Raw genomic sequence first — 14,422 nt, 5'->3', positions numbered from 1 at the left:
TTCAGATGACTTGGCGTTGCGCCTCGGCCTGCTCGACGCGATTGCGGCCATGGGCCTTGGCCCGGTACAGCGCCTGATCGGCGCGTGCCAGCAGTTCGTCCAGGCTGGGCGCGGTTTCGTCCGCGGCGCAGCCGGCCAGGCCAATGCTCACAGTGATCTGCAGGCGCGCATCGCCCTGGGCTGCATGCAGGTCCTGCACGGCGCGGCGCAGGCGTTCGGCGGTGAACTTGGCCTGCTCCGGTGCCAGCCCCGGGAGCACCACCACGAATTCCTCGCCACCCAGGCGAGCCAGCAGTTCTTCATCGTGCAACTGGTCCTGCAAGGTGCGGGCGAACTGGCGCAGGACCTGATCGCCAACCGCATGGCCATGGCGGTCGTTGATCGACTTGAAATGATCGATGTCGAGCATCATCAGGGTCAGCGGCAGCGCATGCTGCTGGCGGCTGTCAAGCAGGGCATTGGCGCGGCGGGTGAAGGCGCTGCGGCTGAGCAGGCCGGTGAGGTGGTCGATGGTGGCCTGGCGTGCCAGGCGCGACAGCAGGCTGCGATTGGCCTGGCTGACACAGGCGACCACCAGCGGGCCGAGGACCAGCATGGCGATACCCAAGCGTGCCGACATCAGTGTGGTGACCCCGGGTTCGCTCTGCGGCACGCTGAAATGCATGAGGTTCTGCGCCACCGCGACGATCAGCGTGCTGCCGGCGGTGAGTGCCAGTAACGACACCAGGAAGGGTGAGTACGTCCAGGCACACCACAACAGCGCGGCAATCGGAAAGGCGATGGCGCCTGGCCCGCCAAAGGCGATGCTGAAGGCCAGTGAGGCCAGCAGCACCAGCAAGGGCGCCAGGCGGATGGCCTGGGCGCCGCTGCGCATCAGTACACGTGCCGAAGGGGCGGTGAGCAGTACGGGCAGCACCAGCACACTGGTCGAGAACTGTTCGCTGAACCAGGCCAGCCAAGTGGCCTGCAACGACTTTTCGAACCACGGTGCGGCCATCATGCAGGCCATGCTGGCCGCCACCACGGCACCTGCCGCACAGGCGCCGAACACACTGAGCACCCCATGCGGGGTGCGCATGCGCCGGTGCGGGCGGGGCAGTCGCGACAGCAGCCACCACACCGTCACCACCACGCCGAGGTTGCACAAGTTGAACCACAGGGCTGGCGCCCAGGCACTGCCACAGGCCAGGTCGGCCGCGACCATCGCCAGCCACACCAGGGTAATGCCCAACAGGCTGGCCTGGCGCGGGTAGCGCAAGAGCACGCCGGCCAGCACCGCATTGACCGGCCAGAACAGCGATAACGATTCGATCGGCCGGGCCAGGATCCCGCCGAGGGTCAGGGCAAAGGTCAGGCCGAACAGGCCAAGGTAGGGCAACAAGCGCGATTGTGCTGGAAAAACCATAGGCTCGACCGACAAGCGGAAACGAAATCCAGGACAACGGCTATAAGCACCTGGGGTGTTCACGTGTCAGTGTGTTGGCACTGGGTGCTTGATGTCAATCTGCCGTGATCGTGCAAGTTGATGTCAAATAGCCTCTATTCCTTGCCAGATAGCCTAAAGACCAAAGAACCAGGGCACCATCAGGACCGTCACCAGCATCACCAGCACAGTGAAGGGCACGCCGACTTTGAAGAAGTCGCCAAAGCGGTACTGGCCCGGGCCGAGCACCAGGGTGTTGACGGGTGAAGACACCGGCGTCATGAACGCCGCCGATGCTGCCAGGGCCACCGTCATGGCGAACGGATAGGGCGACATGCCCAGTTGCGTGGCCGTGCTGATCGCCACGGGTGCCATCAGCACGGCAGTGGCAGTGTTGGAAATGAACAGGCCAATGACAGCCGTTACCGTGAACAGGCAGGCCAGCATGGCCAGTGGCCCGGCCCCGCCCAGCAGGCTGACCAGCCCGCCCACGGCCAGGTCGATGCCGCCGGTTTTCTGCAGAGCCTGGGCGAACGGCAGCATGCCGACGATCAGCACCAGGCTCTGCCAGTGAATGGCCCGGTAGGCGCTGTTCATGTCGATGCAGCGCCCGGCGCCCATCAGCAGGCAGCCGATCAGCGCGGCGATGACATTGGGCACGGCACCGCTGACCATCAGCCCGACCATCACTGCCAGGCTCACCAGCGCGTGCGGTGCCCGGGTGCGGGCGGGCGCGACCTGATCGATTTCGGCCGGCAGGCTCAAGACCAGGAAGTCCTTTGGCTGGCTCTGTAGCTGGCGCACGGCCTTCCACGGGCCGACCACCAGCAGGGTGTCTGCGAGGCGCAGTTTCTCTTCCACCAGTTGCTCTTCGATGGCTGCCTGTTCGCGGCGCAGGCCGACCACGTTGAGGTCGTAGCGGCTGCGGAAGGCCAGCTCCAGAATGCTCTTGCCGATCAGTTGCGAGCCTGGCGGCAGTGACACTTCTGCCATGCCCAGGTCCTGTGACTGGTCGATGAAGTAGGCCGCCTTGAAGTGCAGCGGTTCCAGTTGCATGGTCTGGCACAGGTTGCGCAAGTCGTCACGATTGGCGAACAGGTCGAGCAGCAGCACATCGCCCTGGTGCAGGACGGTGCCTGAGTCGGCGGCGATCACCCGGGTGGTGAACTTGTGCTGGCGTTCGATGCCGATCACGTTGGCGCCGTGCTTTGTACGCAGCTCCAGTTCGCCCAGGGTATGGCCGATCAGTGGCGACTGCGGGCGGATGCGCAGGCGCCGTTCGCGGCCGCTGAGCTTGTAGTCGAGCACCAGGTCGAGCAGCGTGCGCCGGCTCTCCACGCGACCGTCCTTGCGCACTTCACCATTGAGCCAGTGGCGGGTCAGCAACATGTACCCGATGCCCAGCACCAGCACCACCAGGCCGAACGGGGTGAAACTGAAGAAGCTGAAACCGGGCTCGCCATGGCGTACCAGCTCGCTGTGCACCACCACGTTGGGGGGCGTGGCCACCAGGCTGAGCATGCCACTGATCAGGCCGGCGAAGCTCAGCGGCATCATCAGCCGGCTGGGTGACAGCTTCAGGCGTGCGGCAATGCTCAGCACCACCGGGATGAAGATCGCCACCACACCGGTCGAACTCATCACCGAGCCCAGCCCGGCCACCGACACCATCAGCAAGACCAGCAGGCGGGCCTCGCTGTTACCGGCTCGTTCGCTCATCCACTCACCGATGCGGTAGGCGATGCCCGTGCGCACCAGCCCTTCGCCGATCACGAACAGGGCGGCGATCAGCACCACGTTGGGGTCGCTGAAACCGGCCAAGGCCTGTTCCACGGTAAGGATGCCCGACAGCGGCAGGGCGAGGATCACCAGCAGGGCGACCACGTCCATGCGCGGCCGGTTGATGACGAAGAGGATGACGACGACAGCCAGCAGGCCGAGGACCCAGAGCAGTTCCTGGTTCATGGGGCGGGGGTGTTCCTTCACTCAAGGGGGCACGAAAGACAGTAGCAGTCAGAGTGGCAGCTTGCGGTGAAAGTGGTGTTGATGTGCTGCAAGGTTTGCACGCTTGCCACAAATGAAAAGGGCCGCAAGTTGCGGCCCTTTTCGTTGTCATCACTCAGTGACGGCGGTGATGGTGCTTCTTGCTGCCACCGTTGTCGCCCAGGTGGTTGCCCAGGGCACCACCGGCTGCGCCGCCCAGGCCGGCACCGATGGTAGAGCCATTCTTGCCACCTACCGCGCCGCCCAGCAGCGAGCCGCCGGCCGAACCCAGGCCACCGCCGATGGCGGCTTCGGTACGGTTGCCTTTCTTCGCCGCTACCGCACTACCGGCTGCACCGCCGACACCGGCGCCGATGGCTGCGCCGGTGCGGCCGCCCATTTGCTGGCCGACAACGTTGCCCAGCACACCACCCAGGCCACCGCCAATGGCGGCAGTACCGTCACCGGCGAAAGCGCCTTGGCACAGCAGCAGGCCAAGAGCGAGGGAAGGTAGAGTCAGACGCATGATTGGAACCTCGAAGGAATCATCAGGTTAAGGTGCCGCACGGTTGGGCGGCGGGTCAGGGTAGGGGAGACGCTTCAGCGGTAGTAGCGGTCACCGCGCCATTGGCGGTCATCGTCGTCATCGCGGTCGTGCCGGTGGTGATGACGGTGGCCGCGATCATCGTCGCGCCAGCCATCGTCATCACGGTGGTGATGGTGATAGCAGCCGGAAAGCAGCAGAATGGCAGCGATCAGCGAAAAGCTTGCAAAGCGGGTCATAACGATAGGTCCTTGATCCGCAAAGGTTTACGGGGCACTCACTGAGACTGGGATCGATCCATTTGGTTTCCATGGGGCGCAAAAAAATGCCGTGCGAGCGATGAATGGCATGCTGGCACGGCTGTAGTCACTAAAAGGCAGGAGTTCTGCGTGGCTCGCCTCAGGATGCGGGATGAATGGCCAGCACCACACCGTTGGTGATCTGAATCAGCACATAGTGCTCACCCATGCGCACCCAGTGGCTTTCTTTTTCGGGCGCAGGCAAGCCCTTGGCTTTCCAGTCGGCGATGGTCTGATCGTCGCGTTTGTACTGGTCCGGGGCCTTGTCGCCGACCTTGAGTTCACGGTTGTGCGTTTCCGGCGCCTTGATGCTCTCTTCAGCAGACGGTGCAGCCAGTGCCATCAGTGGCAGGGCGGTGAACAACAGCGCAGGTAACAGACGTTTGGCTTTCATCACGGTCTCCTTGATTGATAGGCTTTCCTTGCGACAACGGCTTGCTTGGGACAATTCATTCGGGGTGCTAGAGTCGCTTTCTTTTTTGCCCCGAGGATGGAACATGCGAGCAATTATGCCGATGGCTGCGGCGCTGGTGTTGGTCGGTTGCGCGAGCGCGACCATGGATACGGCGCGGGGCGGCAAGCCGACGGCCCAGCTCGATTCACGCAAGGCGCCGGAACTGGTGGCTCAGTGCATCCAGTTCAGCTGGCAGAAAGAGGATGTGTTCGGCGACGATGCCAGTGGCTACCTGGAGCCACGCAAGCAGGGCGGGTTGACTGTTTATACGCGCGAGGCGGAGTCGTTCGTGGATGTGTATCCGCAGGCGGGCGGGACGCGCGTGGATTACTACGCGCAGAAGAATGATGGCATGGCCCTGCAGCGCCGGGCGGCGGCGGCGACCTGCCTTTAGTACCTCTTGCGGGAACTGTCTTGCTCAGTTCATAGCAGTCGGCGCGATCCCTGTGGGAGCGGGCTTGTCCCGCGAAGAAGGCGGCGCGGAGCCTGGCACCGGCTTCGCCGGTGTTCGCGGGGCAAGCTCACAAAGAAAGAATGTACGTCAGGACAGGAACCCACCGTCGACATTCAGCGCAGTGCCGGTGGTGTAGCTGGAGGCATCACTGGCCAGGTACAGCACGGCCCCTGCCATTTCCTTGGGATCAGCCACCCGCTTGAGCGGGATCTGCTGCAGCGCGGCATTGAGGATGGCGTCGTTCTTCACCAGGGCGGAGGCGAACTTGGTGTCGGTCAGGCCTGGCAGCAGGGCGTTGCAGCGAATGCCGAACTGCGCGCATTCCTTGGCGAACACCTTGGTCATGTTGATCACTGCAGCTTTGGTCACCGAATAGATGCCTTGGAACAGGCCCGGCGAAACGCCGTTGATCGAGGCCACGTTGATGATGCTGCCGCCACCGTTCTCGCGCATCAGCTTGCCGGCCTCCACCGACATGAAGAAGTAGCCGCGGATATTCACATCGACGGTCTTCTGGAAGGCATTCGGGTCGGTGTCGAGCACGTTGCAGAACTGCGGGTTGGTGGCCGCGTTGTTGACCAGGATATCCAGGCGCCCGAACTGTTCGCGGATGCCGGCGAACACCTGCTGGATCTGCTCCAGTTCACCAATATGGCAGGCAACCGGCGTGGCCTTGCCGTCCGCTGCGATGATGGCCTCGGCCACTTGCTGGCAGCCCTCCAGCTTGCGGCTGGAGACGATCACATGGGCGCCCTGCTGGGCCAGCAGATGGGCAATGGCTTCGCCGATGCCACGGCTGGCACCGGAGACGAATGCGATCTTGCCGTCGAGGTCGAACAGTTGGGTCTTGGACATGCTGTTTTCCTTGTTGTCTGGCGTCAGAGCGTGGACTTGCCGATGACCTGCAGGCTCATTTGCTCCAGCAGCCGGTTCATGTGAATGAACTGGGCGAAGCGTTTGTCCTGGGTCTGGCCGTGGTAGAAGCGGTAGTAGATCTGCTGGACGATGCCGGCCAGGCGGAACAGGCCGTAGCAATAGTAGTAATCGAAGTTGTCCAGGCGGATGTCGGCGCGCTCGGCGTAGTAATCGACGAACTGGCGGCGGGTGAGCATGCCCGGGGCATTGCTCGGCTGGCGGCGCATCAGTTGCACCGGCGCCGGGTCGCTGGCCTCGATCCAGTAGGCCAGGCTGTTGCCCAGGTCCATCAGCGGGTCACCGATGGTGGCCATTTCCCAGTCGAGCACACCGATGATGCGCATGGGGTTGTCGGCATCGAGAATCACGTTGTCGAAGCGGTAGTCGTTGTGCACGATGCCCGGGCGCGGGTGGTCGGCGGGCATCTTCTCGCGCAGCCAGGCGATCACGTTTTCCCAGCGCGGGGCATCGGGAGTCAGGGCTTTTTCGTAGCGGCTGGTCCAGCCCTCGATCTGGCGCTGCACGTAACCTTCCGGCTTGCCCAGGTCGGCCAGGCCGCAGGCGTGGTAGTCCACCTGGTGCAGCTCGACCAGGCGGTCGATGAAGCTTTTGCACAAGGCCTCGGTACGGGCGGCGTCCAGGCCCAGCTCGGCGGGGATGTCGGAGCGCAGAATCACGCCCTTGACCCGCTCCATCACGTAGAACTCGCCACCGATCAGCGATTCGTCGGTGCAATGGGCGTAGGCTTTGGGGCAGTACGGGAAGCCGCTGTTGAGCTGGTTGAGGATGCGGAACTCGCGGCCCATGTCATGGGCCGACTTGGCCTTCTGGCCGAACGGTGGGCGGCGCAACACGAATTCACGGCCCGGGTAGCTGACCAGGTAGGTGAGGTTGGACGCGCCGCCAGGGAACTGGCTGATGCTCGGTGTGCCCTCGAGGCCGGCAATGTGGTCCTTCAGGTAAGGATCGATGACGGCCGCGTCGAGTTCTTCGCCGGGGCGTACCTGGGTGGACTGGTCGGTGAGCGTCATGCGTTTTCCTTATTATCTGGCGCAAGGACTATTGGCTAATCTAATGGCCTGGCGGTCGTGGAACAAGCGTGCCAGGTGCCATATAGGTGAGGGTGTTGCTGGTCGATCACTGCACCGAATGCCGGGCAAAAAAAAACCGAAGCCGTTCAGGCTTCGGTTTTCTCATCGTGCGTTGTGCCCATCACTCAGGAAGGGAACAGCTCGCTGAGTTTCATCGACAGCATCATGTCGCCTTCGACGCGCAGCTTGCCGCCCATGAAGGCCTGCATGCCGTCGGTTTCACCGCTGACGATGCCCTTCAGGGTTTCGCTGTCCAGCACCAGGGTGCAGTTGGCGTCAGCATTCTCACCTTCCTGAATTTCGCAGGTGCCGTCCTTGACCAGCAGCGCATAGTGCTTGTCTTCGTCGGTGATGTTGAAGCCGAACACCAGGTCCAGGCCTTCAGCAGCAGCTGGGTTGAATTTTGCTTTCATTGCCTCGACGGCTTTAGCTACATCGCTCATGGTGTTTTCCTTGTTAAGTGATATTCGCGTCCGCAAGGACACAACGGGCCGGGCTCAACGGTAGGTGATGAGCTCCGGCGCCCTCAACAGCTGCACGTGGGCTTGGCTGTTGAAGGAAGCCAATGTCACGTCGCGGCCGCGGAACTTCAGCTGGCTGAGCGACGTGTTGATGATCTGCCAGTTCAGCGCAAAGGCCTGGCTGGGGGTGATTCGGGTAATCAGGTGGAGCAGGGCGGCGATGGTGCCTCCGGAGGTGAACACGGCAATGTTGTCGCCACTCTTAGCAGTGCCCAGCACCCGCTGCAGGCCGGCTTCGACCCGTGCGGTAAAGGCCTGCCAGGTCTCCAGGCCGTCATCGGCATGCTCACCTGCGTGCCAGCGCTGCACCATCAGGGCGAACAGGCGCTGGAACTCGCTGCGGTTCTGCGCACCGTTGCGCAGAACATCCAGGGCATGCGGCTCCTCAGTCTGCAGGCCAGGCAGCAGGGCACGAATCACGCCGTCGGCGTCGAACTCATTGAACGCCGGGTCGGTCTCAATGGCCGGTACCGCGCAACCGCCGGCGTTCATCGCCTGCAGTGCGTGCCGGGCCGTGTCTTGCTGTCGCCGCAGATCACCGGCCACGCAGCGGTCCAGGCGCAGGCCGAGCTGGGCGAGGTGTTCACCCAAGGCTTGGCTCTGGCGCACACCGATGGGCGAGAGGACGTCGTAGTCGTCCGCACCGAAGGAGGCTTGGCCATGTCGGATCAGGTAGAGATTGCCCACTGCGGTATCCGGCGTTGGAGGTTGCTGCGAGGTTAGGATGCGCCACACAGGCTGTCAACGAAAAAACATACAAGCGTTTGAAAAGGTTGTTTGAACTGTGTTGCCAGCGTTTACCTCGGCTGGCGAGGGCACGGGCGCAACGGTATGCTTGCTAGAGTTTCGCGCCGATCTGGCGCAGGTTCATAAGGAGTCAACGTGGAGTTTCTTGCCGAATACGCAAGCTTTCTCGCCAAAACCGCCACCCTGGTGATTGCCATCCTGGTGGTGTTGTCCGCTATCGCCGGTTTGCGCGGCAAGGGGAGGCGCAAGGCCGGTGGGCAGTTGCAGGTCACCCGCCTCAACGAATTCTATAAAGACTTGCGCGAGCGCCTGGAAAGCGGCCTGCTCGACAAGTCCCAGCTCAAGGCCCTGCGCAAGCAGCAGGCCAAGGCGGAAAAACAGCAGAAGAAGGGCAAGGCCGAAGAGAAAGGCCGGGTGTTCGTGCTCGACTTCGACGGTGATATGAAGGCTTCCGCCACCGAAAGCCTGCGAAACGAGATCACCGCGCTGCTGACCCTCGCCACCCCACGCGATGAAGTGGTGTTGCGCCTGGAAAGCGGCGGCGGCCTGGTGCACAGCTATGGCCTGGCGGCCTCGCAACTGGCGCGCATCCGCCAGGCCGGCATCCCGCTCACCGTGTGTATCGACAAAGTCGCGGCCAGCGGCGGTTACATGATGGCCTGTATCGGCGAGAAGATCGTCAGCGCGCCATTCGCTGTGCTGGGTTCGATCGGTGTGGTCGCGCAACTGCCCAACGTCAACCGCCTGTTGAAGAAGCACGACATCGATTTCGAAGTGCTGACCGCCGGCGAGTACAAGCGTACCCTGACCGTATTTGGCGAAAACACCGAGAAGGGCCGGGAAAAGTTCCAGGAAGACCTGGACATCACCCACCAACTGTTCAAGGACTTCGTGGCCCGCTACCGCCCGCAACTGCACATTGATGAAGTGGCCACCGGTGAGGTCTGGCTTGGCGTAGCCGCACTGAACCGCAAGCTGGTCGATGCCCTGCAGACCAGTGACGAGTACCTCAGCGACCGCGCCCGCACGGCCAACCTGTTCCACCTGCACTATGCCGAGCGCAAGAGTTTGCAGGAGCGTATCGGCATGGCGGCCAGCGGCACGGTTGAGAACACCGTGGTAGGTTTGTGGAGTAAACTCGGGCGCCTGCGCTAACACCTTGAACCCGTTGAAATTTTTTTTCGTTCAGGGGGTTGCAAGGTGAAAGGAATGCGGACATAATGGCGCCCATCGAAACGCAGCAAACTTTGAAAAAGGTGCGGTGTTTCAAGGAGATAGTGAAGCGCAAGCTACTAGATCCGAACTTTGAGGCCGAGTAGCAAAGTGGTTATGCTCCGGATTGCAAATCCGTCTACGCCGGTTCGATTCCGACCTCGGCCTCCACCATTCGAAAGCCCCGCAGATGAGAGTCTGCGGGGCTTTTATTTATGGGCTCAAAAAAGCCATGAGTTCCGAAACCTTGGCTTTTCAGTGACCGGCGATGCCCAAATGGATAAGGGCATAAAAAAGTGCTTCAAGCTACTTTGACAGGCTTGATCAGGCTTTCCGCTGGTATGCCAAACAGCTTGTGCAACCTCCAAATCATGGGGAGTGTCAATGAGCGCTTTCTGTTAAGCACTTCGTACACCCGATTGGTCTTGCCGATAGCGGGCGCCAGATCCGCAGCAGTAAGCCCGGACTGCTCCATGCGAAACTTGATGGCTTCGATGGGGTCCGGCAAATCAACCGGAAAATGCTTTGCCTCGTAAGCCTCGATCAACGTGATCATGACTTCAAAAAAGTCACCCTCAGCGGTGCCTGGCTCGGGCTCATTTTCGAACAGTGGTGAAATTTCCTTGAGCGCTGCCCGGTAGTCTTCGTCAGTGCGGATTGGGCGGATATTCATGAGTGTACTGCCGTTTGATTGCGTCCGGACTGGTCCACGTGGCCTTCCTGGCTTCGTCGATCCATGCGAGTAGCGGCTGCTCGGCGTCCGGGTAGGTTTCCCGCCTTAAGCTGGCTGATGGCGATGATCTTAATGATTGGTATCGTAGTCCCATCTTGGGACTTCCAGCAAGAGGTTGTTGTGAGTGGCAAGGATTCGCGCCATATCGGCTCGATTCCGTTCGGCCTTCTCTATTCTAAAAACCCGCAGAAGGGATCTGCGGGTTATTCATTGGACCCGGCATTCAGCCATGGCTAAGCGAAAGCTCACTGATGATGCACACCGACCCATCATCGGCCGGCGTCGCATCGGTGTAATCGACCTGGTTGTAGATCCCCCCATGGAATTCGAACAGGCGAGTGTCCCAACTATCATCGAGCTGCAGTTCACTCGATGTTCTGGAGACGCCGTTGCACCTGGCGGTCACCTTGACCTCACCCGCCGAGGTGGCGTGAATGATCACGTCGAATTTCGTGCCAAGCGGCACGCCCTGCAGGAGGGTGCTGTTCACCGGGTTGGTCTGGTTGTAGGACGTCCGGAAACCCAGGGTGATGTTGCCCTTGTTCCAGAACACCTTCACCGGCGGACTGTCGTCCCCCCTGACGTGCATCTGGCTGACGACGACCTTTTGCGCCGAGTTGACCTTGGTCAGGGTCATGGTCTGGCGATTCCAGTGGTCCGGGGCGCTGCCCAGCTTCCAGTTTTGTGTCTCCGACCACTCGCAACGGGTTCTGTGGGTGCTCTTGCTCGAAGCCCCTTTGGTCGGTGCCGTGAACTGAACCGACCCGTCGCTAAGCACTTTTACCACGCTGGGGAACTCAGCGATGGCCTCGGCGCCATTGAGCTCAAGCGCGACTGGGTTCGTTGAAGAGACTGCCACTGGGGTAGCGATCGTTAGATTGCTGATGTTTACGGTCATAAAAACTCCTGACGATAAAATCATTGGCCTGGCACGATTGCCTTCCAACCATGATGCGTTCCTCCGCATCCGGCTGGGCACTCGTGAATGCGCAGGCGGATGTTTTGGAATGTGTGTTTGCTGTATGCATATACAGTACATTCGAATGATTTTTTTGCAAGGCCTGCAAACAAGCAAGGGGAGATGAAGGGTAAGAAAGTGGCTCAGGTATGCGGGTGAAAGCCAAAGAAAAGCCCGGCTCAAGGGCTTTGCTCGGATTTTTTCTGGCGATGAGGTGCTCGCCTGCGTGCGCTCAGGCATAGGATGCGACAACCTTCCGTACACATTTCCAGTACCCGGAAAAAGAAAAACCCGCCAACCAGTGGCGGGTCCTAAAGAACGTACGGAGCAGGGACAGAGTGCCAAAGCACTTGTCATGAACTCGTGAAGTGCACGTTGATAGCGTGTCGACATTCTTCATGAGCAAAAAAGCCCGCCATGAAGGCGGGCAACAGACGTTTTGAAGGGAGAGATTTCAGCCTGAGGCCCGCTGGTTAAGTCAGCATTAACCGCAATCCATTGACCACCGCCAACGATGCGCCTATACAGGCGAGCCAGATTTCCAGGAGCCACCATGCGCGACGAAGACGACTTGCACGAACCCGAGCACGATCACCTGCTCGATCACGAATTCCACTATGAAGACTACGACCCTGAAGCGGATGCCCAAGGCGCCGAGGACGAGGTCGAGGAAGACGAAGAGCTGCTGGATGACCTCGATGACGAAGAGCGCGATCACCCAGCCTGGCACGACGACCTGGACGACTGAATCAGCGCCCGTCGACCGAGAAGCGCCCTGGGCCGCTGACTGCCAACACCAGCAGGCCGCCGCAGATGCTGAGGTTTTTCAGGAACTGGGTCATGTTGGCGGCGCGCGCTGGGTCGACCATGTTCCAGAACGGATGGCCAAGCAGCCCGGTCCCCAGCACGAACAGGGCAAACAGGAAGGCCAGCGGGCGGGTGTAGAAGCCCAGGATCAGCAGGATGCCGACAACGAACTCCATGATCACCGCAACCGCCGCCGCCAGCATCGGGGCAGGGGCGCCCAGTGAGGTCATGTAGCCGACCGTGCCTTCGAAGCCGGTGAGCTTGGCCCAGCCGGAAAGGACGAAGAGGATCATGAGCAGCACGCGGGCGATCAGGAGGATGATGTCGCGTTGACCATCGAGCAGGGAGTAGCGCATGGCGGCATACCAAGGGATGGAGACAAGCTCCACTCTAGCAGTTGCGCGGGGGATTGCTGCCGGGCAGCAAAAAGGCGCCGCAAGGGCGCCTTTTCAAAAGAGTTTGGTGCGAGTGGCGGGACTCGAACCCGCAAGGCTCACGCCGACAGATTTTAAGTCTGCTGTGTATACCAATTCCACCACACTCGCACGCTTGACAGGGTCGTATCGACCGGCGCGCTTCTAGGCAGAAGGGCCTGACAATCAAGAGCGCTTTATAACCCATTGTTATAGTTGAGTCAATCGCAGCACCTATGATCAAAGCAATGAGGGCGTCGATCGAATGGGCAATTGACACCTTGCTGTCATTAGGCCACTGTTGCCCACTTCATTGGATCCAATGAGTGTGATGTCATGTCCCAGGCCGTTCCGCCGGTTGCCCCCAGGCGTACTGTCCGTCCTCGGTTGTTCTGGCGCCTGTTGTTCGCGCAGGTCATGCTGATGGGCGCTTTTCTGTACCTCAGCCTGATTACCCTCGGTGGCTACCTGCTGATGCTCGGTTTCGATGCCGAACACCCGCAACCGCAGCGCTTGATGGCGCTGGCAGGGGGCGGTCTGATTCTGCTGGTGGGCCTGTGGCTGCTCAAAGTGGCGATGCCGCGGCGCGTCAGCCCGGTCATGGTCGAACCCGAGCATTGATAATCTGTTGCAGCGCACGCGGTTGCAGAAGTGTACGCTTGGCTAATCTAATCAGGTCCCTCCTGCTGTGCCTGTGGAGTTTGCATGGTTTCAGCCGACTGTATCGATCACCCGGTAATGCCCGCCAGCCGCTATGAGCAGCTGGTGCAATCGGTGGTGGACTACGCCATCTACATGCTCGACCCCACTGGCCATGTGGTGTCCTGGAACGCAGGTGCCCAACGGATCAAGGGCTACCGTGCCGAAGAAGTCATAGGCCGGCATTTCTCGCTGTTCTTCACCCCTCAGGATTGCGCCGAAGGGCGCCCGGAGCGCCTGCTCAAGCAGGCCCTGGAGCAGGGTGTAGCGCAGGACGAAGGCTGGCGCGTACGCAAGGACGGCACGCAGTTCTGGGCCCTGGCCGCGCTGGATGTAATCCGTGATGAACAGGGGCAGATCGTCGGCCTGGCCAAGGTCACACGTGATATCACCGACCGGCGCGAATCGGCGCTGCAGCTCGACGCCGTACGTGCCCAGCTGTTCCAGGCGCAGAAGCTCGAAGCGCTGGGCCAGCTCACCGGCGGCCTGGCGCACGACTTCAACAACCTGCTGACCATCATCATCAACTCAGCGCGCCTGGCGCAGGCCAGCCAGGACCCGGTGCGAGTGCAGCGCATGCTCGAGCACATTCTCGATGCCGGGCAGCGTGGCACCGAGCTGACCCAGCAACTGCTCAGCTTCGCCCGCCATCGGCAACTCGATGTTTCGCTGATCGCCCCGGCCAGGCTGCTGGAATCCACGCGTGGCCTGCTGGAGCACGCACTGCCGCGTGAAATCGTGTTGCAGGAGTACCTGCAGCCCGATCTGCCGCTGATCGAGGTGGATACCGGGCAGTTGCAGATGGTGCTGCTCAACCTGCTGTTCAATGCGCGCGATGCGATCGGCGAGCGGGGTACGATCGACCTGGCGGTACTGACGGTCGATTTGGCAGGCGAAGTAGAGGGACTGCACGGCACGTTCGTGTGCTTCAAAGTGAATGACAGTGGTGACGGTATCGACCCGCAGGTGCTGCCGCGCATCTTCGAGCCATTTTTCACCACCAAGCCTTTCGGCAAGGGCACCGGCCTTGGCCTCAGCCAGGTCTATGGCTTTGCCAAACAGAGCAATGGCGCCATCAGCGTCGAAAGCACGCCCGGCCATGGCACATGCATGCGCCTGTATCTGCCGGCCTATCAGCCCGACGCAGGGGCACAACACGACAGGTAGCC

17 protein-coding genes, 2 tRNA genes and 1 pseudogene are annotated in these 14,422 nt (G+C 61.3%); 6 read left to right on the top strand and 14 right to left on the bottom strand.

From position 1 onward, the window contains the following. Position 1: 1 nt before the first annotated feature. The 5 genes from C2H86_RS02220 to C2H86_RS02200 form a co-directional block, all read right to left on the bottom strand. The gene (locus C2H86_RS02220) at positions 2-1,420 is read right to left on the bottom strand and encodes a GGDEF domain-containing protein (protein ID WP_159411258.1); all 1,419 of its coding nucleotides are present in this window, start codon (positions 1,418-1,420) and stop codon (positions 2-4) included. Between the two features lie 138 nt (positions 1,421-1,558). Then, positions 1,559-3,388, bottom strand: coding sequence for an SLC13 family permease (locus C2H86_RS02215; protein WP_159411257.1), 1,830 nt, complete (start codon positions 3,386-3,388; stop codon positions 1,559-1,561). A 154-nt stretch (positions 3,389-3,542) separates the two neighbouring features. Beyond that, positions 3,543-3,932, bottom strand: coding sequence for a glycine zipper domain-containing protein (locus C2H86_RS02210; RefSeq protein WP_103446745.1), 390 nt, complete (start codon positions 3,930-3,932; stop codon positions 3,543-3,545). Between the two features lie 74 nt (positions 3,933-4,006). Further along, on the bottom strand, positions 4,007-4,189 hold the full coding sequence (locus tag C2H86_RS02205) for a hypothetical protein (RefSeq protein ID WP_159411256.1): 183 nt from the start codon (positions 4,187-4,189) through the stop codon (positions 4,007-4,009). A gap of 160 nt (positions 4,190-4,349) precedes the next feature. Continuing rightward, positions 4,350-4,643 carry an RcnB family protein gene (locus C2H86_RS02200; RefSeq protein WP_159411255.1) on the bottom strand — a complete coding sequence of 98 codons (294 nt, stop codon included), beginning with the start codon at positions 4,641-4,643 and terminating at the stop codon, positions 4,350-4,352. A 103-nt stretch (positions 4,644-4,746) separates the two neighbouring features. On the opposite strand from C2H86_RS02200, the gene C2H86_RS02195 reads away from it, so the two are divergent. After that, the gene (locus C2H86_RS02195) at positions 4,747-5,097 is read left to right on the top strand and encodes a hypothetical protein (RefSeq protein ID WP_159411254.1); all 351 of its coding nucleotides are present in this window, start codon (positions 4,747-4,749) and stop codon (positions 5,095-5,097) included. Positions 5,098-5,244: 147 nt separating this feature from the next. Here C2H86_RS02195 and C2H86_RS02190 read toward each other — a convergent pair whose 3' ends face one another. The 4 genes from C2H86_RS02190 to C2H86_RS02175 all read right to left on the bottom strand — a co-directional run bounded on the left by C2H86_RS02190 (position 5,245) and on the right by C2H86_RS02175 (position 8,371). Then, positions 5,245-6,012: an SDR family oxidoreductase gene (locus C2H86_RS02190; RefSeq protein ID WP_159411253.1), complete on the bottom strand. Its 768-nt coding sequence runs from the start codon at positions 6,010-6,012 to the stop codon at positions 5,245-5,247. 23 nt (positions 6,013-6,035) lie between these two features. Then, complete coding sequence (locus tag C2H86_RS02185) at positions 6,036-7,103, bottom strand: phosphotransferase family protein (protein ID WP_159411252.1); 1,068 nt, start codon at positions 7,101-7,103, stop codon at positions 6,036-6,038. Positions 7,104-7,288: 185 nt separating this feature from the next. Next, the gene (locus C2H86_RS02180; protein ID WP_159411251.1) at positions 7,289-7,606 is read right to left on the bottom strand and encodes an SCP2 sterol-binding domain-containing protein; all 318 of its coding nucleotides are present in this window, start codon (positions 7,604-7,606) and stop codon (positions 7,289-7,291) included. A 54-nt stretch (positions 7,607-7,660) separates the two neighbouring features. Continuing rightward, positions 7,661-8,371: a histidine phosphatase family protein gene (locus C2H86_RS02175; protein WP_159411250.1), complete on the bottom strand. Its 711-nt coding sequence runs from the start codon at positions 8,369-8,371 to the stop codon at positions 7,661-7,663. Between the two features lie 195 nt (positions 8,372-8,566). Here C2H86_RS02175 and sohB point away from each other — a divergent pair, with 195 nt between their 5' ends. Then, entirely contained in the window at positions 8,567-9,586 is a 1,020-nt protein-coding gene (gene sohB / locus C2H86_RS02170) for a protease SohB (protein ID WP_159411249.1), read from the top strand. A gap of 154 nt (positions 9,587-9,740) precedes the next feature. Next, a tRNA-Cys gene (locus tag C2H86_RS02165) sits at positions 9,741-9,814 on the top strand. A gap of 130 nt (positions 9,815-9,944) precedes the next feature. Here C2H86_RS02165 and C2H86_RS02160 read toward each other — a convergent pair. From C2H86_RS02160 to C2H86_RS02155, 3 genes and pseudogenes are all read right to left on the bottom strand, one after another. Further along, positions 9,945-10,316 carry a helix-turn-helix domain-containing protein gene (locus tag C2H86_RS02160; RefSeq protein ID WP_110638711.1) on the bottom strand — a complete coding sequence of 124 codons (372 nt, stop codon included), beginning with the start codon at positions 10,314-10,316 and terminating at the stop codon, positions 9,945-9,947. A 4-nt stretch (positions 10,317-10,320) separates the two neighbouring features. Next, a pseudogene (locus tag C2H86_RS28295) lies at positions 10,321-10,450 on the bottom strand (type II toxin-antitoxin system HigB family toxin); the annotation flags it as partial. 149 nt (positions 10,451-10,599) lie between these two features. Then, complete coding sequence (locus C2H86_RS02155; protein ID WP_159411248.1) at positions 10,600-11,274, bottom strand: polysaccharide lyase family 7 protein; 675 nt, start codon at positions 11,272-11,274, stop codon at positions 10,600-10,602. 613 nt (positions 11,275-11,887) lie between these two features. On the opposite strand from C2H86_RS02155, the gene C2H86_RS02150 reads away from it, so the two are divergent. Then, positions 11,888-12,082 (top strand): hypothetical protein, encoded by a 195-nt coding sequence (locus C2H86_RS02150; RefSeq protein WP_159411247.1) that lies wholly within the window; start codon positions 11,888-11,890, stop codon positions 12,080-12,082. A gap of 1 nt (position 12,083) precedes the next feature. Here C2H86_RS02150 and C2H86_RS02145 read toward each other — a convergent pair whose 3' ends face one another. Further along, positions 12,084-12,497 (bottom strand): DoxX family protein, encoded by a 414-nt coding sequence (locus C2H86_RS02145; RefSeq protein ID WP_159411246.1) that lies wholly within the window; start codon positions 12,495-12,497, stop codon positions 12,084-12,086. A 104-nt stretch (positions 12,498-12,601) separates the two neighbouring features. After that, positions 12,602-12,686 (bottom strand) — tRNA-Leu (locus C2H86_RS02140). A 285-nt stretch (positions 12,687-12,971) separates the two neighbouring features. On the opposite strand from C2H86_RS02140, the gene C2H86_RS02135 reads away from it, so the two are divergent. Both C2H86_RS02135 and C2H86_RS02130 read left to right on the top strand, forming a co-directional pair. Continuing rightward, positions 12,972-13,175 (top strand): hypothetical protein, encoded by a 204-nt coding sequence (locus C2H86_RS02135; protein ID WP_430738609.1) that lies wholly within the window; start codon positions 12,972-12,974, stop codon positions 13,173-13,175. Between the two features lie 84 nt (positions 13,176-13,259). Continuing rightward, a complete protein-coding gene (locus tag C2H86_RS02130; RefSeq protein WP_159411245.1) occupies positions 13,260-14,420 on the top strand; it encodes a two-component system sensor histidine kinase NtrB in 1,161 nt (386 codons plus the stop codon). The last annotated feature ends 2 nt before the right edge of the window (positions 14,421-14,422 follow it).

This window comes from Pseudomonas putida (assembly GCF_009883635.2).
Classification (GTDB): Bacteria; Pseudomonadota; Gammaproteobacteria; order Pseudomonadales; family Pseudomonadaceae; genus Aquipseudomonas; species Aquipseudomonas putida_W.
Note: the sequence above shows the minus strand (reverse complement) of the source record. Positions and strands in the feature narration are given on the sequence as shown.